Here is a 23,283-nt window from a genome sequence, read left to right as displayed (position 1 = left end):
CGGTGCTCTTCCGCGATCGGCCTTTTGCCGCTCTTCCCGTGATCGGCTCGGCGAAACGCCGGGGCGGGTCGCGCGAAAGGGACAGAAGGTATTCCGGACCGGCCGCACCCGGGTCTAGGATCGCCGCATGACGGTCGGCACTGACCTGCCCAAACCCAACACTCTCTTCGATCTCGACGTCTGGCTACATCGCTGGCCCGCGAGCGTCTACGCCACCGAACTGCACTTCGGCGTACTCGTCTTCACCGGTCGCGACCTGTTCGACGAACGCGATATCGAAATCGCCCAGCGCACCTACCCCGGGCGCCGGATCCTGCTCAACGACAACGGGAAACTCGAGGTGCACCCGGCGGGGGAGGGACCGCCGCGCTCCATCTTCGATCCCGCCCACCCGCTACGGATCGCGCTGCACTAAGGCGCGACCGGGGCCACCGCGATCGGCGGAATGGCTGCCACGCATTCCGTCGCGCCCGGAGTTCCGGTGCGGATGAAGTTGCCCACCACACCGACCACGCAACCGCTGGGCTCCAGATCCGGCACGTGGCCGGTGTTGGGCACCGAAATGAAGGTGGCGTGCGGGAACCGGGCCGCGGCCAGCTTGCCGTTGGCATCGGGCGTGATGGCGTCGAGGTCACCGGAGAGCACCAGCACCGGCACATCCGGCAGCTGCTCGGTCATATCGTGCGGGCGCGTCGCGGAGGTGGCGGGCCAGTCGATGCAGGCGTCACCGCCGTCGCGCTGACCCGCGGCGAAACCGGCGGCGCTGAACGCGCCGAGGTCACCGGCCGCGGCGATGGCGGCGTCGTACTGCTGCCGGCGCTGCGCCGGGTTGGCGTCGGTGTTCCAGAGGGTCGGGTAGTCGTTGCAGGTGACGGTCAGATACGCGCCGATGTTCTCGTACGCCGACTCCGCCGCGATCTGCTGCGCCCACTGCCGCAGCGCGGTGTCGTCGCCGGTCGCGGCGGCCCGCAGGGCGGCGGGCAGCAGTCCCAGCGGCGTCATGGCGGTCGGATCCGCGCCGACATTCGAGGTCGCGGCCTCGAACACCCAGGTGGCCAGCTTGGCCTCGGTCAGGGCGAAGGGGCGCGGGGAGGTGAACTCCAGCGGGGCGGTGCGCAAGCGAGCCGCGACGGTGCGCAGGTCCGCGACCGCCTGATTGCCGTCGCAGACTCCGCTGCGCTGGCAGATGCGTTGCAGCGCAAGCGATACCGCCTCGGCATTCGGGCGCGCCAACCGGTCCGCGTCGGCGGGATACGCGCCGGTCAGCACCATCGACTGCACGGTGTCGGGATGCCGCTGCGCGTACACCGGCGTCAGATAGGTGCCGTAGGAGATGCCGTACAGCACCAGCTTCGGGATCTCCAGGTGCGCGCGCACCGCATCGAAATCGTCGGCGGTCGCGGCCGAGGTGTACCCGGCGGCCTTCGGCCCGAGCGCCGAAGCGCAATCGGCCGCCATCTTCCGCTGCTGTTCCCGGTTACCGAACTGGTGATCCGCTTCGCTGCCACCGCACTCCAGCGGACCCGACAACCCGGTGCCGCGCGCATCGATGAGCAACAGATCGTGATCGCTGAGCAGATCCCCGGTCAACTGCACCGCCTCCGGGGCATGCGAAATCAGCGGCACCCCCGGCCCGCCCGGATTCGGGGTGATGGTGCCCGCCGTCGCCACCGCCGAATCGCTGTGCCGCACCAGCGCATACGCCACATCGACCGACCCCAGCTCCGGCTGCCCCGCCACGATCGACCGTTTCACCGTCCCGCAATCCACCCGATGCTCGGCGACGGCCGGGCACCACTCCGGCGTCGCCGCCGGCTGCGCCCCGCCACACGCCGTGATCACCCCGGCGGTCACCGCGAGCGCCAGCAACAGTCCGGTCCGCCGCACCGTCTTCTTCACCATTCCGAAACGCCCTCTCTCGCAAAACCTTCGACCGGTCTAACCGGACAACCATGAGCTTCTCGTGAGGGGATCAAGGGCACGGCAGGGAAAAGGCAAAGGCGCGTAAGAATCCGGCCGAACCGTTTGTCAGGCCCGCTCGAGCCGCGATTCGCCCAGCCCGAGTCAAACGGGACCGGGACCACTTGCCGCGGGATCGCCACGAGCGGGGCCACCTGGAGCCGGACCACCGCGACCGAGACCACGGGGAGCGGGGATCACTGGGAGCCGGCCCACGGGGAGCGGGATCACCGGGAACGGGTCCACGGGGAGCTGAGCACGGACACGGCGCTGGCGCGGCGTGGTCGGTCGCCCCGGCGGTGACGGCGGTCACGAATCGCGGGATCCGTCACGGGTGTTGAGGCAATCTGTGGGCAACATTGACGGGTGAGCACCCCGACCGCAGCCGCCGCCCCGACCGTCCTGGTCGTCGAAGACGATCCGAATGTGCGCAGCACCCTGGACATGCTGCTGCGCTTCGAGGGCTATCGGGTGGAGCTGGCCGCCGACGGGGTGGAGGCGCTCGAATCGCTGGCGGTACGGCGGCCCGATCTGGCCATCGTGGATGTGGTGATGCCGCGACTGGACGGTCTGTCGCTGTGCCGGCAGCTGCGCCGCCGGGGCGACCATCTCCCGATTCTGGTGCTCACCGCCCGTCAGCAGACCGGGGATCGGGTGGCCGGGCTGGACGCCGGAGCCGACGACTACCTGCCCAAACCGTTCGATACGGAGGAATTGCTGGCCCGGTTGCGGGCGCTGCTGCGCCGCAGCCGATACGACGCCGAACCGGCGCTGCTCGCCATCGGCGACCTGAGCCTGAATCCCGCCACCCGCCAGGTGTTTCGCGGCGCGCGCGAGCTCGATCTCACCAAGACCGAGTTCGACGTGCTCGAACTGCTGCTGCGGAATGCGCGAATCGTCTTGTCTCGCAGTCAGATCTACGAGCACATCTGGGGCTTCGACTTCGATACCGAATCGCGTTCACTCGATGTGTACATCGGGTATCTGCGGCGCAAGACCGAGGAGGGCGGCGAACCCCGGATCATCCACACCATCCGCAATGTCGGTTACACGGTGCGGCCGTCATGATGCTGCGCACCCGCATCGCCGCCGTGGCCGTCGCGGTCACCGTCCTGGCCATCGCGCTCATTCTGGCGACCTCGTACCGCAATGCGCGTGACCTGGTCATCGACCAGCTCGAGTACAGCCTCAACGACCGCGCCGATGCCGCTGTCGCCGTATTGAACAGCGGCGCGGTGCTGCCACCGCGCCCCGATATCGTCGAGCAGCTGGTGCGCGCGGACGGCAGCGTCAAGTCGCTCACGCCGGGCGGGCGCATCCTCCCGGTCACCGCTGCCGACCAGGACATCGCCGGCACCGGTAGCGGCACAGCGCGTGTCGACATCGAGCTGGACGGCGAACCGTACGACATCATCACCCGGCCCGCGCCCGGCGGTGCGGTGATGGTCGCCCAGCATTACCGCGAATCCGAACGCATCGACAAGCAATTCCTGTGGCGCACAGCCGGTGTCACCATCGGCGCGGTGCTGTTGTCGGCCCTGCTGGCCTGGCTGGCGATCGGCCGGATCCTGCGGCCGGTGCGCCGCCTGCTCACCGCCACCGAGCACATCACCACCACGCGCGATCTATCCACCACGCTGCCCGGTGCGGGACACGACGAAATCGGCAGGCTGACAAAGAGTTTCGACACCATGCTGCGGGCGCTGCGGCAGTCGCGCGCCCAGCAGCAGCGCCTGGTCCAGGATGCCGGTCACGAACTCCGCACCCCGCTCACCTCCATTCGCGGCAGCGCCGAACTGCTGCAACGCGCCCGCGGCCGGCTCCCCGAAGCCGACGAGACACAGGTGCTCACCACCCTGGTCACGGAGATCCGGGCGCTGGATGAACTGGTCGGTGAACTGGTCGAACTCTCGACCGACCAATACGCCGACGAGGATGCGGTGCGGCTGGAATTGGCCGATGTGGCGGAGGAGTGCGCACGGCGTTTCCGACATCGCACCGGCCGGACCATCACCGTGAGTTGTACGGCACCGGAGCCCGTACGCGCCCGGCCGAAAGCTCTGGCGCGTTGCGTGGACAACCTGCTGGGCAATGCCGTGAAGTTCAGTCCGGCCGGCACGCCCATCGATATTCGTATCCTGGGTACGCGGCTGGCGGTGCACGACCGAGGTCCCGGTATCGAATCCGGTTCGGTCACAGCCATTTTCGACAGGTTCCACCGTACCCGCGAAGCGCAGGGCACCGCGGGCTCCGGCCTCGGCCTGGCCATCGTCGCCGATATCGTGGCCGCCCACCACGGCACGGTCTTCGCCGAACCGGGCCCGGGTGGCACCATCGGTTTCGAACTCCCGCCCTGCCCCGCGGCGCAGCCTTGACCTTGCCGTTACGGCAACCTCTACCTTTCGTGAAAGTGCCGGACAACCCAACCAGGAGGTGGTGACAACGATGGCCTGGTCCATCACACAGGTGGCCCGGATGGCGGGCATCACCTCCCGCACGCTCCGGCACTACGACGAGATCGGATTGCTGAAACCGGCGCGGATCGGTTCCAACGGCTACCGCTATTACGAGGTCGAACAGCTCCTGCTGCTCCAGCAGATCCTCGTGCTGCGCCGCCTGGAACTGAGCCTGGACGAGATAGCCGCGGTGCTGGCCGAACAGCGCGACCCCTTGGACGCGCTGCGCGAACACCACAAACGACTACGCATCCAAGCCGATTCGCTGGCCGCCGTGACCCGGACCGTCGAGCGCACCATTGCCGAACTGGAGGGAAACCGCGATATGACCAAGATCAGCCGGCCGGAGAACCTGTTCGAAGGCTTCGACCACCACCGATACGACGACGAAGCGCGAGCCCGCTGGCCGAAGGAGTTCGAACAGGCCCAAGCCGCGATGGCCGACCTGACCCCGGCCGATATCGACCGCATGCAGCGCGAGATGACCGCGGCGATGATCCGCATGGCCGAACTCATGGTCGCCAATGTGGACGTGAGCGACCCGGCGGTACAGGCCGAAATCGACCAGCACTACCGAAGTGTCAGCGCCGGTTGGACGCCCGACCGGAACGCCTACACCTGCATGGGCCAGATGTTCGTCGAGGACGAGCGGTTCAAAGCCAACTACGACCGCATCGCCCCGGGGCTCGCCGAGTACTACCGCGATGCCATGGCGGTGTACGCCAACGCCCGGTTGAGCTGAGCGCCGCGGCGGCGTGCCGGAGTCACCCGGCACGCCGCCCTGCCGGTGAGCGTCAGTGCACGCCCGCCGGTTCGGTGGCCGCGCGATAGGCGGTCACCGCATCGCGGATCTCCTCGTTGACCAGATCCGCATTGATCTGCGCTCCGGCCATCGCGCCGGCGGCCGCCGCATTACCCACCTGAGCGGTCAGGTCGGTGACATTGCCCGCGGTCCACACGCCGGGGACATCGGTGCGGCCGGTCGCATCGGCGGGAATGTATTCGCCTGCGCCACTGGGGTGTTCGACGAGATGCAATCCCAGCCCGGCCAGCGTCCCCGCCCGCGCGACCATCCGGGTGGGCACGGCCAGTGCCGCGCGTGCCACCCGCGTACCGTCCGCGAGCCGCACCCCGGTGAGCCGATCGTCCTCGGTCTCCACCGCGCTGACCTCGCCGATCACCACCGGAATACCCCGTGCCGCAAGCTGTTCCGCCTGCTCACCCTCGGGTGCGTCCAGGGTGTGCGCGAAGAACATCACGTCCTCGCTCCACTGCCGGAACAGCAGCGCCAGGTGAACTGCCATGGGGCCGTTGCCGATCACGCCGATCGCCCGGTCCCGGACCTCCCAGCCGTGGCAGTACGGGCAGTGGATCGCATCGCGACCCCAGCGCTCGCGCAGCCCTTCGATCTCCGGCAACTCATCCACCAGCCCGGTGGTCACCAGCAGCCGCCGCGCCCGCACCGTCCGCCCGTCGGCCAGCGTCACCGTGAAACCGGCTCTATCCGAAGCGGATTGGTGATCGGCGGTCGCCGCGCCCCGGCCGGCCGCGCCTGTGATCTCGTCATCGGCCCGATCGCGGACTGCCGTGACGACTTCACCGTTCACGATGTGGCCGCCGTAGCCGCGCACTTCCTCCCGGCCGCGCGCGATCAGCTCGGCCGGCGGCACGCCTTCCCTGGCGAACAGCCCGTGCACCCCGTCGGCGGGTGCGTTGCGCGGCTGTCCCGCGTCGATCACCAGTACCGAGCGGCGGGCGCGGGCGAGCATCAACGCCCCGTTCAACCCGGCTGCCCCGCCGCCGATCACCACCACGTCATAGCTGTCGTTCAGCAGTTCGGTCATCCTGACCACCTCCTGCCGACCACCGTGCCCGGGGCCGAGCCAGCCTGGCAATGTTTCTTGCCGTTCTGGCAAACTACAGAGATGGACGACGAAACCGATCGGGCCCTGGACGGTGTCGGCCCTCGCCTGCGTGAGCTGCGACGATCGCGCGAGACCACCCTCGCGGAGCTTTCGGCCGGCACTGGAATCTCGGTCAGCACGCTGTCGCGGCTGGAGTCGGGAGCGCGGCGGCCCACCCTCGAACAATTGCTGCCACTGGCCCGCGCACACGGGGTGACCCTCGACGAGCTCGTCGACGCCCCGCTCACCGGCGACCCGCGCGTGCACCTGCGCGCGGTGCAACGCGGCGGCATGACCATGCTCCCGTTGACCCGGCGCGCGGGCGGCATTCAGGCGTACAAGATCATCATCCCGGCGGATTCCAAACGCTCCGAACCGAATCCGCAGGTGCACGAGGGCTACGAATGGCTCTACGTCCTCAACGGCCGCCTGCGCATGATCCTCGGCGCCCACGACCTGATCCTCGGTCCGGGCGAAGCGGCCGAATTCGATACCCGCGAACCGCATTGGTTCGGCGCGGCCGACACCGAACCCGTCGAATTCCTCAGCCTCTTCGGCAAGCAGGGCGAACGCGCGCACGTGCGAGCCAAACCCAAACGGAACGGCTGACCCGCGGTTGATACCTTGACCCAGTGACGTTAGCGAGTGAAACGACCCCGTCGGGCGCCCCGGAGAGCAATGCCCCGGCTACCCGCGCCTACTACATCCCGCTCGGCCCGGGCGCGGACGGCTACCAGCGTTTCCTCGCCACCGAATCCACCATCAGCGTCTGGGCCCCGACCATGCAGCACGGCGCCCCGCCATCGGCGCTGCTGGCCCGCGCCATCGAACAATGCGAGCCGCGCCCCGGCGCCCGGGTCGCCCGCTTCACCATGGAGATCCTCGGTCCGATCCCGGTGGCGGAGATCGAAGTCCGCGCCTGGATCGAGCGCCCCGGCAAACGCGTGGAACTGGTCGCGGCCGAGCTCGCGGCCACCCAGCCCGACGGTTCCCGCCGCGTGGTGGCCACCGCCCGCGCCTGGCGGCTCGCCACGAGCGAGACCGCCGAGGTGGCCCTGACCTTCGACCGGCCGCTGCCGCCGGTGCCCGCGCGCGAGGTCATCGACTGGTCGGCCTTCCCGCCGGGCTGGGATGTCGGGTACGTGCGCTCGGTCGACATTCGCGACGCGATCGTGGAGGGGGCGCGTGCCGGTTGGGTCCGCCCGCTCGTGGAGGTCGTCGAGGGTGAGGAGACGAGCCCGCTCGTGCGGGTGTTCTCCGTCGCCGACATCGCCAACGGCGTTGGTGCGCAACTCGATCCGGCGCATTGGACCTTCCTCAACACCGACCTGACCGCCGACCTGTTCCGGCTGCCCGTCGGCGATTGGATCGGCGTCGAAGTCCAGACCTCCATCGGCCCGGACGGCGTCGGCATGTGCTCGACCGTGCTGCACGACGAGCAGGGCCCGATCGGCCGGCAACTCCAGATCCTGGAAGTGCGCGCCCGGGGCTGACCGGAAGCTGTAACTCTCCGGATTCATTGCGAGCACGCCGCAAATACCGGGAAGCGCTGTCGCCGTAAGGGGTTCAGCGAGCGCGGTGCGGGCGGCGGCGCACGGTCATCCCGTCCGCGACCGCCAGCACCAGGGTGGTGGTGTCGTCGCTCCGCGCCCACCAGCGATGCCGTACACCGGCGGCGCAGTAGTAGGTGTCGCCGGCGTGCAGCGTGAGCTCGTCATCGCCCGCCGCCACCGTGATCGACCCGCGCACCACATAGATCAATTCGTCGTTGTCGTGGGTGAACTCGCGATCGCCCCGGCTGGTGCCGCCGGTGAATTCCAGTGCGCGCAGATCTCTTTCGCCGTGCACGAGCGAACGAACCGACCCGTCGACGGGCTCGGTCTGCGGGAGCCGCGTGTCCTCGTCGGCGCGCACGACGGGGGAGTGGACGGCGGTATCGCTGCCCGCCAGCAATTCGGTGGCGGTGGTGCCCAGTGCGTCGGCGATGCGTTGCAGTGAACGCAGACTGGTGTTGCTGCGCCCGTTCTCGAACTGGCTCAGAAACGATTGCGACAACTCCGCCTGCTCGGCCAATTGCGCGAGGGTGAGCCGGGCCGACAGGCGCCGGGCGTGCACCACCTGGCCCAGTCGTTGCCAGCGACCGTTTTCCGCCTCGATGCCCACTCGTCCCCTTTCGCTGTGCGCCATTCTCGACGGCTCGCGGCCGGATCCCAGGGTTTGCCTCACGCAGATCCGAACGCTTCCCGCCGCCACGACTGTACTGAATATTCAGTATCGCTGAATATTTGGAGGTGCAGTGGAGCAGAACACGCTCAAGCGGCGGGGTATCGGTCTGATCGGCAGCGATCCCGAGCTCGCGTTTCCCGGATACACCCTGTACGCGCCCCTGGCCGGGCGCGGCATCGTGGATCTGGTCGACCTGTCCGGCGAACTGGCGCATCGCTGGGAGCTGCCGTATCGGCCGGGGCGGCACGCCCGACTGCTGCCCGACGGCGCGCTGGCCTACAACGGGGCGACCCTCGATATCGCGCCGCTGTTCGCCATGTGGCGCAAATACAGCGGCGGATCGATGGGCGTCTACGCGCCCGACGGCACTCTGTTGCGTGAGCATCGCGACGACTATCAGCACCACGACGCGCACCACTACGACGACGGCCGCATTCTCTATACCGCCGTCGAACCGCTCACCGGCGCCGAGGCCGAACGGATTCGCGGTGGCGTGCCCGGCAGCGAGGCCGACGGCACGGTGTGGGCCGATGTCGTTCGCGAGGTCGCCGCCGACGGTTCGACGCTGTGGGAATGGCGCGCCGCCGTGCACCTCGATCCCGCGGATTACGTGCTGCAACCGCACTATTGGCGCGAACACTGGCCGTTGATCAACAGCGTGCACCCGCTCGACGAGCACACCGTGGTCGCCAGCCTGCGCAGTGTCTCCGCCGTCATCCTGATCGACCGCCGCACCGGTGCGGCCACCACCCTCGCCGACCGCACCGTCGTCGCACAGCAGCATCACGCCACCCCGCTCGGCGACGGCAGACTGCTGGTCTTCGACAACGGCACCTTCCGCACCGGCGAATCGGTGACCTACAGCCGCGTCGTCGAAATCGACCTGGACACCGGCGAACTTGGCTGGATCTACCAGGATTCGCCGCGCGAGGCGTTCTTCACCCCGTACATGGGGGGCGCGCAACGACTGGCCAACGGTAATACCTTGATCACCGAAGCGGCCTTCGGGCGCATCTTCGAGGTGACGCCGGACCGCCGCATCTGCTGGGAGTACGTGGTCCCGTCGTTCACCGAATACCCGGATCCCGATACGGCACAGGTCTTTCCGGGCGTCTCGAATGCCATCTTCCGTGCCTACCGTTACGCCGCGGCCGAGATCCCGTGGCTGGGGGAGCGGTGAGCACGGTGCACCCCGTGGACGAGATCCCCTCGGCGGGCAGGGCTTTCGTCGCCGCGATCCAGCACCTGGCGGTCATGATCGCCATGCCGATCACCTCGGTGCTGCTGATCACCCGCAGCCTGCACCTGGACGATGCCACCGCCCGCGCCCTGCTCAGCGCCACCCTGCTCTGCTCCGGCATCGGCACCATCCTGCAATCGATCGGCCGTTTCGGGCTCGGGGCCGGGCTGCCGTTCATCATGCTGCCGGGCGGCGCGGCGGTGGTGCTGTTCTTGCAGATCGCCCAGCAATCCGGTCCGGCCACGGCATCGGGCGCGGTCATTCTCACCGCCGCCCTGGGGATCCTGCTGGTGCCCGTAGCGCGCCGGCTCGTCACCCGGATCCCCGCCGTGGTGATCGCCGCCATGGTGGTGGTGATCGGCGTGAACCTGGTCAAGGTCGCGGGCGGTCTCATCGCCCCGGCCGGCGATCCAGCGGTGTCGGCGGTGGGGCTGGCCGCCGCGACCATCCTGGTGACCGTGCTGGCGCACCGCTTCCTGCCGAGCGGCTGGCGCCGGGTATCGGTGCTGCTCGGCATGATCGCCGGGACCGCACTGGCCGCCGCCATCGGCCAGTTCCAGCTGCGCCCGGGTTCGGGGCTGGTGCAGTCACCGACGCTGTTCCCTTTCGGCACACCGCATTTGGACATTCTCGCGGCGCTACCGCTGCTCATCTTCAGCATCGGTTCGATGGCCGAGGCCACCGGGCAGACGGTGTTGAACGCCAAGGTGGTCGGCAAGGCGATCGACCCCGGCCCCACCGTGGCCCGCACCATTCGCGGCGATGCGGTGACCTCGCTGCTGTCCGGCCCGCTGGGCGGCGCGACCATGGTCACCAGTGGTGAGAACATCGGCCTGATCCAGCTCACCGGCGTGCGCAGCCGCTATGTCACCGCATTGGCGGGCGGCCTGCTGGCGGTCGCGGCCTTCTTCGCGCCGATCGGCCGCCTGGTGAATTCGCTGCCCGGACCGGTGGTCGGCGGTACCGCGGCCATTGCCTTCGCCATGATCATCGTCGCGGGCATCGGCATGTTCGAGCGCCTCGACCTGACCGCCGACGGCACCTTGATCACCGCCACCGCCGCCCTCACCGCGGGCCTGCTGCCGATTCTCACCCCCGCGCTGTACAAGTCCTTCCCCGCCGATCTGCGCCTGCTGCTGGGTAGCGGCGTCACCATGGCGGCCGTGGTCGGCGTGCTGGTTCACCTGCTGTTTGCTGTTCGCGTGTCGAAATCGGCGTGTCAGAATCCGGCAGTCGGTTATCAACCAGCGAATATGGGAACTACAGACGGGTAGGAACAGCCCCCGTTCAGCAGAGGAGACATGATGCTAGGACTCGGAATCCTCGGATGGATCATTATCGGCGGTCTGGCCGGTTGGATCGGCAGCAAGATCATGGGCACCGATGCTCAGCAGGGCATACTCATGAATATCGTGGTCGGCGTGATCGGCGGCCTGATCGGCGGGTTCCTGCTGAAGCTGTTCGGCGTCGACGTCAACGGCGGCGGACTGATCTTCAGCTTCTTGACCTGCCTGGCCGGCGCGGTGATCTTGCTGTTCGCGGTCGGCAAGGTCACCGGCAGTCGTTAGCCCGGATTGACGGGTTTCGCCGGACGCGGTCCGGGTACGCGAATGCAGGGACACACCCGCATTCGCGAGGAGGATCATCGTGCCGCCCTATCACGGTTCATCCGAAGCCACTGTGAAGAACCGCACCGGAGAACCCATCATTCTCGACGATCTGGATGCCCCCGGCCTGTTGCTCTTACTGGTCGGGGTCATCACTCTGGCCTGGACCCTCACGGCCAACGATCCAGATCTCTCCGCCGGCACCATCACCGGCGCCACCCTCACCTTCTGCGCCCTCGTCTCCGGAATCATTTGGGTTACCCTCGAGCACACCCGTTCCCGAGCCCACGAGGACCCATGCCAGCCATCGAAAGAACGCGCCCGTACATCGCCGTGATCATGGGTGTCTCCGGCTCGGGCAAATCCACCGTCGCCGAATCCCTTGCCGCTCAACTCGGCTGGGATCTGCTGGAGGGCGACGACCTGCACCCGCCCGCCAATATCGCCAAAATGGCCGCCGGTCACCCCCTCACCGACGCGGATCGGGAGCCGTGGCTGGAGGCCATCGCGGCCTGGATCGCCGAGCACGTGGCGGCGGGCAAATCGGGACTGGTGACCTGCTCGGCCTTGAAGCATGCGTACCGAGATATCTTGCGCCGCCCCCTGATCGGGCATTCGGAAGCCGAACTGACCTTCATTCTGCTCAGCGGATCCCGCGAGCAATTACAGCAGCGAGTGACGACCCGCCCGGGGCATTTCATGCCACCCTCGCTGCTCGATTCGCAGCTGGCCACGCTCGAAGCGCCGACGCCCGACGAGCGCATCGTCACCATCGAAATCGGTTCGCCGCCAGCGGTTGTCGCGGCGGAGGCATTGGAAGCCCTTCATCCCTGACACGGGATCACCTGCGCGCGTGTGACTTTCGCGCTGCGCCACCGCCGAGCGATTCCACGGTCTACTCCGCGACGGCGACCGTTATCGTTCCCACCATGTCAGGAGCAACCTTTTGAGCCACGCCGACTTGGTCTTCACCGGCGGCACCGTCCTCACCATGGACTCCGCCCGCAGCCGCGCCACCGCTCTGGCCGTCACCAGTGACCGCATCACCGCCGTCGGCGACCTCGACATCCGCGATCACATCGGCCCCCGCACCGAGGTCGTCGACCTGACCGGCCGTGCCCTGCTCCCCGGCTTCCAGGACGCCCACATCCACGCCGCCACCGCTGGCATCGAACTGGGCCACTGTGACCTGACCGGCACCACCTCGCTCACCGAATACCAGCGCCGCCTGGCCGTCTACGCCGCCGCGAATCCGGACCGTCCCTGGCTGACCGGCAGCGGCTGGTCCCTGGAGAGCTTTCCCGGCGGCATGCCCACCCGCGCCCAGCTGGATGCGATCGTCCCCGATCGCCCCGTCTACCTGACCAACCGCGACCACCACGGCGCCTGGGCCAATACCCGCGCCCTCGAACTGGCCGGCATCACCGCCGCGACCGCCGACCCCGCCGACGGCCGCATCGAACGCGAAACCGACGGCACCCCAACGGGAATGCTCCAGGAGGGCGCGATGGCCCTCGTCGAACGCCTCCTCCCGCCCATCACCCCCGAAGAGCGCCTGGCCGGCCTGCTCCGCGCCCAATCCCTCCTGCATTCCCTGGGCATCACCGGCTGGCAGGAGGCCATAGTCAAAGCCGACGGCGGCGACATGGATTCCGCCGCAACCTATTACGCCGCCGCCGAACAGGGCTTGCTCACCGCCCGGGTAGTCGGCGCCCAATGGTGGGACCGAGACCATGGCATCGACCAAATCCCCGCAATGCTCCTGCGCCGCAAGCAGTTCACCACGAACCGCTTCCGCCTCGACACCGTGAAAATCATGCAGGACGGCATCGCCGAGAACTACACCGCCGCCATGACAGCCCCCTATAAGGACGCCCACGGCTGCTGCACCACCAACACCGGCCTCAGCTTCATCGACCCAGCAGCCCTGTGCGCCTACGTCACCGAACTCGACGCCCACGACTTCCAAGTCCACTTCCACGCCCTGGGCGACCGAGCAGTCCGAGAATCCCTGGACGCCATAGAAGTCGCCCTCCGCACCAACGGCCCCCGAGGCAACCGCCACCACCTGGCCCACCTCCAAGTAATGCACCCCTCCGATATCCCCCGCTTCCACCGCCTGGGCGCCATCGCCAACCTCCAACCCCTCTGGGCAGCCCACGAACCCCAACTGGACGACCTCACCCTCCCCTTCCTCGGCGGCAACCTGGCCACCCGCCAATACCTCTTCGCCGACCTCCTCCAAGCAGGCGCCACCCTCTCCTGCGGCAGCGACTGGCCGGTCAGCGACCCCAACCCCCTCGCCGGCATCCACGTAGCCGTCAACCGAATCCACCCCGGCACCACCAACCCACCCCTACTCCCCGCCCAACGCCTGGACCTGATGACCGCCCTCTCCGCCTACACAGCCGGCTCAGCCCACGTGAACCGCCACCACAACACCGGCACCCTCCGCCCCGGCGCCCTGGCCGATCTCGTTGTCCTGGACCAAGACCCATTCACCATCCCCCCACTCACCCTCTCCGAAATCACCGTTCTCCAAACCTTCGTAGCCGGCACCCGAGTCCACGGCTAACCGCCCCACACGCCCGTTAACCAGCCGATTTGGAGATCCAGGGGGGTCCTGGGGTAATCTCATCGAGCACAAAGCGAGAGCCCAGTGCAACGGGCTGTGGCGCAGCTTGGTAGCGCACTTGACTGGGGGTCAAGTGGTCGCAGGTTCAAATCCTGTCAGCCCGACAGTTGTGAAACCCTTTCTGACCTAGGTCGGAGAGGGTTTTCTCATTTTCCCATCAAGCAGGCTTCGGTCAGTGTGTGTGACCTCCGGCACAAACTGGTCATTCGTCCATTTGCTGTTTCGGGTCGTCTTTAGCCTGTGGCGCACATCCTTCGGACGTTGAGGAGGCCACGATGGGTCGATTGGTTGCCGCGGTGGTGGCGGTGGTGGCCTGCGGGGCGTTGATCGCCAGTGCGCCGGGCGCCCGCGCCGACGACGCCGGTGCGCTGGAGGTGCTGGCCTACAACATCGCGGGTCTCCCCGAAATCCTTTCCAGCGCAACCACTCCGCGCGAAGCCGCCACCACCGAGATCGGGCGGCGCATCGGGGACTACGACGTCGTGCATGTCGAAGAGGACTTCAACTATCACGCTGCCCTCTACACCGGTGACAGCCACCCGTACCGGACGCCCACCAGTGGCGGCGTGCCGTTCGGCAGCGGACTCAACACGGTGGCGCGGCTGCCCTACGACACCGATGATTTCCAGCGCGTCAAATGGGACGATTGCAGCATCGGTTCCGGAGACTGCCTGACGCCCAAGGGCTTCACCTTCGCCCGGCACCGGCTGGCCGATGGTGTGTACCTGGATCTGTACAACCTGCACACCGATGCGGGCGACGAGGCCGGTGATATACGGGGCCGGGCGGCGAATCTCACGCAGTTGTCGGCATTCATCGCCACCCACTCCGCGGGCAATGCGGTCATCGTCATGGGCGACACCAACACTCGCTACACCCGAACCGGCGATACCATCGCCCGGTTCGCCGCCGACAACGGTTTCACCGACGCTTGGGTGGAACTCGCGCGGGGCGGGTCGGCGCCCGCCGCGGGCAGCCCCGCTCTGCTGTGCGACCCCGCCGCGATCACCGATTCCTGCGAGGTGGTCGACAAGATCCTCTACCGCGGCAGCACGCTGGTGAACCTGCACGCGACCGCGTACCACAACGAGCACGCGGCCTTCCTGGATGCCAACGGCACGATGCTGTCCGACCACGATCCGATCCACGTGTCCTTCGCCTGGTCGCGCAATCCCGGCTATCGCTTCAGTGAGCAGTTCGGCGGACCGCACGGCGACTACTTCAACGACATCGACCGCGTCCCGCCCACCGCCCATCCGACCCGCGTGGTCTTGCGCGGGGGCTCGCGACTCGATCAGATCTCCTTAGCACTCGACACCGGCGCCACCCTGACCCACGGCGGCACCGGTGGCACCGAGACTTCGCTGTCGCTCTCCGCCGGTGAATACCTCGCCTCGGCCGGATTGTGCCGGGGCGTCAAAGACGGCCACACCCGGGTGTTCTCCGCGAAGTTCACCACCAGTACCGGGCGCACTCTCAGCGCCGGATCGGCCACCGGAGACTGCGTGACCTACACCGCGCCGGACGGCTGGCAGATCACCGGGCTGCACGGACGTTCCGGCGACGAAATCGACAAGGTCGGATTCATCTACACGAAACGTTGACCCCGTTTCGAACTCCGCCACACCATCTCCGCACCTCTGGATGCGTTACGAACATCCTTGAAGCTGAAGGGATTCCCGTGCGACCCGCCCGTCTCCTCGCGCTGCTGCCGGCCCTGTTCGCCCTGGCGTCGCCGATCCCGGCGGCTGCGAGCCCGACGGGTCCGATCCTCAACGACTGGGACTGCCTGCCTTCGCCTGCCCACCCCCGGCCGGTCGTGCTGCTGCACGGTATCGCCGACGGCCTGTCGGCCTGGCACGAAGTCGCGGCGAAACTGACCGATCGCGGAGTGTGTGTATTCGCTACGGAGTACGGAAAGGACCCTCGAACCTTCAACCAGCTCAACGGATTCGCGCCCATGGCGCAGTCCCTGGACGAAGTCTCCGCGTTCACCGAGCAGGTCCGGCAGCGCACCGGCGCCGCACAGGTCGATCTTGTCGGGCACTCGGAGGGTGGGGCGCTGGCGCTGGCCCTGTCACGGCGGCTCGGTGGCCCGGCCGTGCACACCGTCGTGCTTTTGGCCCCGCCGACGCACGGGACCACACTCAGCGGGCTCGTCGATTTCGCGACGCGCGCCGCGATCCGTCCGGTCACCGACGCCGCGCTGCGTGAACTGGTCTGCCCGGCCTGCGCCGACCTCGAAACCAGTTCGGAATTCATCGGCGAGCTGAGCAGGCAACCGATTACGGCGCCCGGCGTGCGGTACGCCATCCTGGCCCTCGCCAACGACCCCATCGTCAGTCCCGGCGGCGCCGCCTCGTTCGTCGAGGAGCCGTCGGCCTCCAACGACCTGGCTGAAAACCTCTGGCCGGGAGAACACTTCGACCATGCGACCCTGCCGCAGCATTCACTGGTCGCCGACTGGGTGGTGGATCACCTCACTTCCTGACAGATCTCAGGGCAGTGTGAGGGCAGATCGGCCAGGCCGTGCGGGAAGGGGTGGGGATTCGACGGACCTTCATGTACCGATGTGGGTGGCCGACTGACTGGGTCAATTGTCTTGGGCGGCAACGGCCGCCGGGGCGACACCATAGGGGATGGGCTGGCGGGGATCAATGGTGAGGTGGGTTGTGATAGGGCACAGAACTAGCCGAGCGTCCATGTCTTGTTGCGGGTAAGCTACCGGCTGGTAGTGGATTCCGGTTATGGTCCAGCGTGGGCTCGATGGGTGGTCCGACGGGGAGGTCGGGCGCGGCAAGGCAGGGTTAGGGTGCAGGTGTTGATCGGCTGGTCGAGGTTGCCGTTCGCCTTGGGGTGCAGCGGGTATCGACGGGATGCGCCTGAGTGGGCCTGGATGGCGTTGCGCGCGAATCCAAATGGGGTTACATCGTAGTTAGCTCGCGGGGATACGGTTCCGCACATTACTTCTCGGGGGGATTCGGGTTTCCGGTTGGGGACTCGATTTCTACGTCTTGATCAATCTGGCTTACAACTCCGAGGACTGATAGCGATATGACGAACTTCGACGAGCCGACCGCTAAGGCAGCCGATGGCGCGACGCCTGAGGGTACGGCGAAACTTGCTGCTGCGTTGCGGGCCTCGCTGAAGGAAACCAATCGGTTGCGGGCGCGCAATCGGCAGCTGGATGCGGCTTTGCGGGAGCCGATCGCGATTGTGGGGATGGCTTGCCGGTATCCCGGGGGTGTCGAGTCGCCGGAGGATCTATGGCGGTTGGTCGAGGGTGGCGTGGATGCCACTACCGAGTTGCCCGCCAATCGGGGGTGGGATATCGAGCGGATCTACGATCCTACCGGCGAGCTGCCCGGTCGTTCCCATACGAGATCGGGTGGATTCCTGCACACCGCAGGCGATTTCGATCCCACGTTCTTCGGCATCAGCCCGAATGAAGCGGCCGGTATGGATCCGCAGCAGTTCCTGCTGCTCGAAACCTCGTGGGAGGCGTTCGAGCGTGCGGCCATCGATCCGGGGACCCTGCGTGGCAGCGCGACCGGCGTCTGGGTCGGCATGATGTATCACGACTATCCGGCCAATGCGAATGCCGGATCGCTGGCATCGGGGCGGCTCTCCTACACTTTCGGGCTCCAGGGGCCGTCGGTCACCGTGGACACCGCGTGTTCGTCGTCACTGGTCGCCATGCATTCGGCGGCCGCCGCATTGCGGTCGGGGGAGTGCGAGCTGGCGCTGGCGGGCGGAGTGACCGTGATGGCGGGCCCGGATACGTTGGTGGAGTTCAGCCGGCAACGCGGACTGGCCATCGACGGTCGGTGCAAGTCGTTCTCCGACAGTGCCGACGGGGTGGGCTGGGCCGAAGGCGCCGGTGTGCTGGTGCTGGAACGGCTTTCCGACGCGCAACGCAACGGCCACCGGATTCTCGCCGTGATGACCGGTTCGGCGGTGAACTCCGACGGTGCGTCGAATGGGCTGACCGCGCCCAACGGTCCTGCGCAGCGGCGCGTTATCGAGCAGGCGCTGGCCAGTGCGGGAATCTCCGCCGCCGATGTCGACGCGGTCGAAGGGCACGGCACCGGAACGACTTTGGGTGATCCCATCGAGGCGCAGGCATTGCTGGGCACCTACGGTCGCGATCGGGCTCCGGAGCGGCCGCTGTGGCTCGGTTCGTTGAAGTCGAACATCGGGCACGCGCAGGCCGCCGCGGGTGTGGGCGGCGTGATCAAGATGGTGATGGCGATGCGGCACGGGACGCTGCCGCGCACCCTGCATGTGGACCGGCCGTCTACCAAGGTCGACTGGTCCGCCGGCGAGGTGCGGCTGCTGACCGAACCGGTGCCGTGGCAGCGGTTGGATCGCCCACGCCGCGCGGGTGTTTCGTCGTTCGGAATCAGCGGGACCAACGCACACGTCATCCTCGAAGAGGCTCCCGTTCTCGAACCGGCTCCTGCCGCGGTGACGAACCCGGCCGAGCCCGTCGGTGCTGTCATGCCCTGGGTACTGTCCGCCGCCACCGCCCGTGCCCTCGGCGATCAGGCTGTTCGCTTGCGGTCGTATATCCGTGAAAACGACTCCAACGCATACGATGTCGGATATTCCCTGGCCGCCACCCGCTCCAGGCTCGGCCATCGCGCGGTGATCCTCGGTGCCGATCGCGACGAACTGCTCTCGGGCATCGAGGCATTGGGTCGCGGCGACGCCCTACCGGGTGTGGTGACGGGTCGCGCGGTGTCGGGTTCGACAGCGTTCGTCTTCTCGGGTCAGGGCGCGCAGTGGGCCGGAATGGCCGAGCGGCTGCGTACGCACCCGGTCTTCGCGGCGACCTTCGATCAGGTCGTCGCGGAGCTGAACCCGCTTCTGGGCCAACCGATCTCGCTCGACGAGGCGCTGGCCGCGACGGATTCGATCAACCAGACGGTCTTCGCGCAAGCCGGATTGTTCGCCTTCGAGGTCGCCCTGTATCGCGTGCTCGAGGCGTGGGGTCTGCGCCCCGACCTGGTGGCGGGCCACTCGATCGGCGAGATCGCCGCCGCGCACATCGCCGGAGTGCTGTCGCTCTCGGACGCCTGCACGTTGGTGGCCGCGCGCGGCCGGTTGATGCAAGCGCTACCCACGGGTGGAGCGATGCTCGCGGTCGGAGCGCCGGAATCCGCCGTCGCCCCGCTGCTGACCGACGGCGTATCGATCGCGGCGGTGAACAGCCCCACCTCGGTGGTGGTCTCCGGCATCGCGGCCGAAGTCGACGCGCTGGCCGAGGTGTTCGCCGGGAAGTCTTGGCGGACAAGCCGTTTGCGTGTCTCGCACGCCTTCCATTCCGGCTTGATGGATCCGATGTCGGCGGACTTCGCCGCGGTGGTGGAGGGTTTGAGCTTCGCCCGCCCCACTATTCCGCTGGTATCGACCGTGACCGGCACTCGGGTGACCGATGAGATGTCGGACCCGGCGTACTGGGTGCGTCAGGTCCGCGCCACCGTGCGGTTCGCCGATGCGGTGACCACGATGGCGGAAGCGGGCGTGGCGCGCTTCGCCGAAATCGGGCCGGACGCGGTCCTCACGCCGATGGTGCTCGGCACCGTGGACGCCGAAGGCACCGTCGCGGTCGCGGTTGCGCGTCGTGAAGAGGCCACGACCGCCACGGTGACGGCGGCGGTCGCGAAGTTGTTCGTGTCGGGCGCAGAGGTGGATTGGGCCGCTTTCTATCCGGGTGCGCAACCGATCGACCTGCCCACCTACGCATTTCAACGCGAGCGGTTCTGGCTCGATGCGAAGCAGTATCTGTCGACGACATGGCTGGCCACCGGCGCCGATGCGGCAGGATTGGAGCCCGTCTCCCATCCCCTGCTGGGAGCGATTGTCCCGCAGCCCGATTCGGGCGGGGTGAGCTTCGTCGGCCGCTGGACCCTGGACTCGGTCGGATGGCTGGCCGATCACAGCGTACTCGGTACGGCACTGCTGCCGGGAACCGGTTTCGTCGAGTTGGCGACGCATGTGGGCGGATTGCTCGGTCACGGACGAGTGGACGAGCTGATCCTGCACGCACCGTTGACATTGCCTGCCCGCGAAGGGGTTTCGGTCCAGGTGGTGGTCGGCGCGGCGAACGATTCCGGTCGCCGGCGCATCACCGTTCACTCGCGCCAACCGGATGCCGTCGCATGGACTCTGCATGCGCAGGGTGACCTCGGCGGCGAGCATGTCCAGCCCGATTTCGATCTCGCCACCTGGCCCCCGGCCGACGCCGAGGCGATCGACGTCGCCGACGCGTACACCGAGATGCTGGATGCCGGATACGGGTACGGCCCCAATTTCCAAGGCATGCGGGCCATGTGGCGACGCGGCGAGGACGGCGCCGATGGTCACGAACTGTTCGCCGAGGTGGCGCTGCCGGATCCGGCGGCCGCCGAAGGTTACGGCCTGCACCCCGCACTCTTCGATGCGGCAATGCACGCCCTCATCGTGGATCAGCTCCGCAATGGCGGCCTCGACGCACCCGCACTGCCGTTCAGCTGGCGTGGTGTCGCACTGCACGCCGCCGGGGCGAGTGCCATCCGGGTCCGAATCCAGGTGCAGGACAGCCGTTTCACGCTGTGGCTGGCCGATAGCACCGGCAAACCCGTGCTCTCGGTCGACTCGCTGGACACCCGCCAGGTGTCCGCGGACCGGCTGCGCGTCGACCGGGTAGCCGATGCCTTGTTCACGGTGGATTGGATCGCCGCGACGGTCGCGAGTTCGGCAGCCCCGGCGCATACCGCGGTCATCGGAGCGCCGAGTTCGGGCGAGGTGCGCGGCTATCCCGACCTCTCGTCACTGGTAGCGGAACTCGACGCAGCGGCGGAAGCCGTTGTCCCCGGGCTCGTCTTGCTCCACAGCGCTGATACCGGCGACCCGTCCTCGCACGCCGCCCGCGAGGCACTGCACGGCCTGCTGGCAACTATCCAACAGTGGCTGGGCGACCCGCGATTCGCCGAGTCCCGTCTGGTGATCCTGACCCGCGACGCGGTATGCGCCACCGAGTGGGAGCAGGTGCGCCCCGCGCAGGCCCCCATCTGGGGTTTGGTGCGCGCCGCCCAGGCTGAACACCCGAACCGGCTGCAACTGCTGGACCTCGAAGGCACGGCCGACCACGATCCGGCCGCCGTCGCCACCGCCGCCGCGGCCCTGGCGTCGGAGCCGGAAGGTGCGCTGCGTGGCACGAATCTCTTTGTGCCGCGCCTGGTTTCGCACCAGGTCACCGAGGCGAACCGCGAACCGGTCGAGCCGCTGGACACCGGCACCGTGCTGATCACCGGCGGTACCGGCGGGCTGGGTGCGCTGTTCGCCCGGCACCTGGTCACCGAGTACGGCGCGCGCCGACTGGTGTTGACGTCCCGGCGGGGGCCACAAGCCCCCGGCGTCGACGAATTGTGCGCCCAGCTGACCGAACTCGGTGCGCAGGTGACCGTCGCCGCCTGCGACGTCTCGGATCGGGCGGCGCTACAGGCGCTGCTGGACGAGATCGAGCCCGAGCATCCGCTGACGGGTGTCGTGCACGCCGCGGGCATCGCCGACCACGGCCTGATCGAAACCATGACGAGCGATCGCATCGATGCCGTCTTCGCACCCAAGGCCGACGCCGCCTGGCATCTGCACGAACTCACCAGCGACCAGCCGCTGTCGCTGTTCGTGCTGGTGGCCTCCGCCGGTGGTCTGGTGCTGGCCGCCGGGCAGGCCAACTACGCGGCGGCCAACGTCTACCTCGATGCCCTCGCCACCTACCGCCGGGCGGCCGGGTGGACGGCCACGTCGATCGACTACGGCCTGTGGGAACGATCGAGCGGTCTGGGCACGGAACTGTCGGAAGAGGACTTCGAAAGGATGCGGCGTCAGGGCTTCCCGGCGCTGTCCGAAGCTGACGGGCTGGCGCTCTTCGATGCCGCCGTGACCTCCGGCGTCGCCCAGCTGGCCGCGCTGCCGCTGGACCGAGCCGTGCTCCGCACCCGAGCCGAGCACGCACCCGCCCTGGTCCGCGGGCTGGTTCCGGCGTCGGCGCCGCGCGATACGCCGTCACCGCTGCTGGAGCTGGTCGGCCTGCCGTCCGAACAGCGGCTCCCGCTGCTCGTGGAGTTCGTGCGCAAGCAGGCCGCCGCGACGCTCGGCTACGCGGATGTCGATCTCATCGAGGTCGACAATGTCTTCGGCGAAATGGGTTTCGATTCGCTCACCGCGGTCGAATTCCGGAACGCGCTGCGCGACGCGACGGGCGTGCAGTTGCCCGGCACCCTCGTCTTCGACTATCCGACGCCCCAGATTCTCGCGAAGCAACTGGACGAGAAATTGGCGGAAGGCGCGAGCGCCCTGGCGAACGCTGTCGACGCGGCCGCCGAGCGAGATCGTAACGAGGGCGTGGCCGACGACTCGCTGTACGGCATGTTCCGCACAGCGGTTGGGCGGGAACAGTATTCGGTCGCCTTCCTGCTCCTGCACCTGGCGGCGCAGCTGCGTGAGCAGTTCACCGCCAACGACAAGCTGGACGTCGAGCCCGAGCTCATCCGATTGACCGAGGGCGCCGGTTCCCCGCGCATCATCTGCATCGCCCCGCCGATGGCGGCCGGCGGTGTGCGCCAATATGCCCGCGTCGCAAACAAACTGCGGACCGCCCGCGACGTGGTCGGCCTCGCCCCGATGGGGTCCCACGCGGGCCAGCCGCTGCCCACCGACTATGCCGCGGCCACGAAAGCCTTGCTCCAGCCCATCCTCGATGCCGCCGAGGGCAAGCCGTTCATCCTGTTCGGGTACTCCTCGGGCGGGGTGCTCGCCTACAGCGTCGCCGAACGCCTGGAGGCGCTGGGCGGACCCACGCCGGCGGGAGTGGTGCTGGTGGACAGCTACCGGGTGGCCGAGGGTGATGCGAGTGAGTGGATTCTCAAGCCGGTCGCCGAGAACATGGTGACCAACGAGGCCGCCTTCGATCGCTTCGACCCCGCCCGGTTGACCGCCATGGGTCAGTACATTCAGGTGCTGCGCGGTATCGTGCCCGGCAAGATCGCCGCACCCACCCTGTTCCTCCAGTGCGCGCAGCGGATTCCGGGCGTTCCCCAGGACTTCATGGAGTGGCAGGCCCAGCCGTGGGACGAGAGCCATCGCGTGGTTCAGGTGGACGCCAACCACTTCGCCATGCTGCACGAGGGATCGGATCAGGTCGCCGCGGCGGTCGACGATTGGCTGGAAGGGCTGGAGTGAGGGTCCGGCCGGGAGGGTGGTTCGCCCT

Annotated in this window: 17 protein-coding genes, 1 tRNA gene and 1 pseudogene; 16 read left to right on the top strand and 3 right to left on the bottom strand. The window is 68.0% G+C overall.

What is annotated here, in order from left to right; all coding sequences use genetic code 11:
• Window positions 1-127: 127 nt before the first annotated feature.
• Window positions 128-415, top strand: coding sequence for a hypothetical protein (locus NI1_RS24720; protein ID WP_067825065.1), 288 nt, complete (start codon window positions 128-130; stop codon window positions 413-415).
• Here the strand turns inward: NI1_RS24720 and NI1_RS24715 are convergent.
• Window positions 412-1,902: an alpha/beta fold hydrolase gene (locus tag NI1_RS24715; RefSeq protein WP_245663383.1), complete on the bottom strand. Its 1,491-nt coding sequence runs from the start codon at window positions 1,900-1,902 to the stop codon at window positions 412-414. The two genes, NI1_RS24720 and NI1_RS24715, sit on opposite strands and share 4 nt — an antisense overlap.
• Window positions 1,903-2,325: 423 nt before the next feature.
• On the opposite strand from NI1_RS24715, the gene NI1_RS24710 reads away from it, so the two are divergent.
• From NI1_RS24710 to NI1_RS24700, 3 genes are all read left to right on the top strand, one after another.
• On the top strand, window positions 2,326-3,027 hold the full coding sequence (locus NI1_RS24710) for a response regulator transcription factor (protein ID WP_157535316.1): 702 nt from the start codon (window positions 2,326-2,328) through the stop codon (window positions 3,025-3,027).
• Window positions 3,024-4,334 (top strand): HAMP domain-containing sensor histidine kinase, encoded by a 1,311-nt coding sequence (locus NI1_RS24705; protein ID WP_067825063.1) that lies wholly within the window; start codon window positions 3,024-3,026, stop codon window positions 4,332-4,334. Before NI1_RS24710 ends, NI1_RS24705 begins: the two co-directional genes overlap by 4 nt.
• Before the next feature lie 70 nt (window positions 4,335-4,404).
• Window positions 4,405-5,157: a MerR family transcriptional regulator gene (locus tag NI1_RS24700; RefSeq protein ID WP_067825378.1), complete on the top strand. Its 753-nt coding sequence runs from the start codon at window positions 4,405-4,407 to the stop codon at window positions 5,155-5,157.
• A 52-nt stretch (window positions 5,158-5,209) separates the two neighbouring features.
• Here NI1_RS24700 and NI1_RS24695 read toward each other — a convergent pair whose 3' ends face one another.
• Complete coding sequence (locus NI1_RS24695; protein WP_067825061.1) at window positions 5,210-6,259, bottom strand: NAD(P)/FAD-dependent oxidoreductase; 1,050 nt, start codon at window positions 6,257-6,259, stop codon at window positions 5,210-5,212.
• An 81-nt stretch (window positions 6,260-6,340) separates the two neighbouring features.
• Here NI1_RS24695 and NI1_RS24690 point away from each other — a divergent pair, with 81 nt between their 5' ends.
• Both NI1_RS24690 and NI1_RS24685 read left to right on the top strand, forming a co-directional pair.
• Window positions 6,341-6,928, top strand: coding sequence for a helix-turn-helix domain-containing protein (locus NI1_RS24690; protein WP_067825059.1), 588 nt, complete (start codon window positions 6,341-6,343; stop codon window positions 6,926-6,928).
• Window positions 6,929-7,023: 95 nt separating this feature from the next.
• Entirely contained in the window at window positions 7,024-7,812 is a 789-nt protein-coding gene (locus NI1_RS24685; protein ID WP_067825376.1) for a thioesterase family protein, read from the top strand.
• A 73-nt stretch (window positions 7,813-7,885) separates the two neighbouring features.
• Here the strand turns inward: NI1_RS24685 and NI1_RS24680 are convergent, their stop codons facing one another.
• On the bottom strand, window positions 7,886-8,482 hold the full coding sequence (locus NI1_RS24680; protein WP_218026818.1) for a helix-turn-helix domain-containing protein: 597 nt from the start codon (window positions 8,480-8,482) through the stop codon (window positions 7,886-7,888).
• A 133-nt stretch (window positions 8,483-8,615) separates the two neighbouring features.
• Between NI1_RS24680 and NI1_RS24675 the strand changes: the two genes are divergently transcribed.
• From NI1_RS24675 to NI1_RS24630, 10 genes and pseudogenes are all read left to right on the top strand, one after another.
• A complete protein-coding gene (locus NI1_RS24675) occupies window positions 8,616-9,725 on the top strand; it encodes an aryl-sulfate sulfotransferase (RefSeq protein WP_084523621.1) in 1,110 nt (369 codons plus the stop codon).
• Window positions 9,722-11,059: a uracil-xanthine permease family protein gene (locus tag NI1_RS24670; protein WP_067825053.1), complete on the top strand. Its 1,338-nt coding sequence runs from the start codon at window positions 9,722-9,724 to the stop codon at window positions 11,057-11,059. Before NI1_RS24675 ends, NI1_RS24670 begins: the two co-directional genes overlap by 4 nt.
• A gap of 30 nt (window positions 11,060-11,089) precedes the next feature.
• On the top strand, window positions 11,090-11,353 hold the full coding sequence (locus NI1_RS24665; protein WP_067825374.1) for a GlsB/YeaQ/YmgE family stress response membrane protein: 264 nt from the start codon (window positions 11,090-11,092) through the stop codon (window positions 11,351-11,353).
• Window positions 11,354-11,432: 79 nt separating this feature from the next.
• Complete coding sequence (locus NI1_RS24660) at window positions 11,433-11,729, top strand: hypothetical protein (protein WP_067825051.1); 297 nt, start codon at window positions 11,433-11,435, stop codon at window positions 11,727-11,729.
• Complete coding sequence (locus NI1_RS24655; RefSeq protein WP_067825049.1) at window positions 11,690-12,226, top strand: gluconokinase; 537 nt, start codon at window positions 11,690-11,692, stop codon at window positions 12,224-12,226. The genes NI1_RS24660 and NI1_RS24655 overlap by 40 nt, the downstream gene beginning before the upstream one ends.
• A 112-nt stretch (window positions 12,227-12,338) precedes the next feature.
• Complete coding sequence (locus NI1_RS24650; RefSeq protein WP_067825047.1) at window positions 12,339-13,967, top strand: amidohydrolase; 1,629 nt, start codon at window positions 12,339-12,341, stop codon at window positions 13,965-13,967.
• A gap of 90 nt (window positions 13,968-14,057) precedes the next feature.
• Window positions 14,058-14,131, top strand: a tRNA-Pro gene (locus NI1_RS24645).
• Between the two features lie 171 nt (window positions 14,132-14,302).
• Window positions 14,303-15,631: a jacalin-like lectin gene (locus tag NI1_RS24640; RefSeq protein WP_067825045.1), complete on the top strand. Its 1,329-nt coding sequence runs from the start codon at window positions 14,303-14,305 to the stop codon at window positions 15,629-15,631.
• Window positions 15,632-15,708: 77 nt separating this feature from the next.
• Window positions 15,709-16,518 (top strand): alpha/beta fold hydrolase, encoded by an 810-nt coding sequence (locus NI1_RS24635; RefSeq protein ID WP_067825043.1) that lies wholly within the window; start codon window positions 15,709-15,711, stop codon window positions 16,516-16,518.
• A 572-nt stretch (window positions 16,519-17,090) separates the two neighbouring features.
• Window positions 17,091-23,255: pseudogene (locus NI1_RS24630) on the top strand (type I polyketide synthase); the annotation flags it as partial.
• Between the last annotated feature and the right edge of the window lie 28 nt (window positions 23,256-23,283).

The organism is Nocardia inohanensis NBRC 100128 (genome assembly GCF_001612945.1).
GTDB lineage: Bacteria > Actinomycetota > Actinomycetes > Mycobacteriales > Mycobacteriaceae > Nocardia > Nocardia inohanensis.
The sequence above is the reverse complement of the archived record's forward strand: the minus strand, read 5'-3'. Positions and strand labels throughout refer to the sequence as shown.

Bases quoted from the DNA above. Each gene is read 5' to 3' on its own strand.
- NI1_RS24720 (WP_067825065.1), top strand. From the start codon at position 128: ATGACGGTCGGCACTGACCTGCCCAAACCCAACACTCTCTTCGATCTC.
- NI1_RS24715 (WP_245663383.1), bottom strand. From the start codon at position 1,902: ATGGTGAAGAAGACGGTGCGGCGGACCGGACTGTTGCTGGCGCTCGCG.
- NI1_RS24705 (WP_067825063.1), top strand. From the start codon at position 3,024: ATGATGCTGCGCACCCGCATCGCCGCCGTGGCCGTCGCGGTCACCGTC.
- NI1_RS24700 (WP_067825378.1), top strand. From the start codon at position 4,405: ATGGCCTGGTCCATCACACAGGTGGCCCGGATGGCGGGCATCACCTCC.
- NI1_RS24695 (WP_067825061.1), bottom strand. From the start codon at position 6,259: ATGACCGAACTGCTGAACGACAGCTATGACGTGGTGGTGATCGGCGGC.
- NI1_RS24690 (WP_067825059.1), top strand. From the start codon at position 6,341: ATGGACGACGAAACCGATCGGGCCCTGGACGGTGTCGGCCCTCGCCTG.
- NI1_RS24665 (WP_067825374.1), top strand. From the start codon at position 11,090: ATGCTAGGACTCGGAATCCTCGGATGGATCATTATCGGCGGTCTGGCC.
- NI1_RS24655 (WP_067825049.1), top strand. From the start codon at position 11,690: ATGCCAGCCATCGAAAGAACGCGCCCGTACATCGCCGTGATCATGGGT.
- NI1_RS24640 (WP_067825045.1), top strand. From the start codon at position 14,303: ATGGGTCGATTGGTTGCCGCGGTGGTGGCGGTGGTGGCCTGCGGGGCG.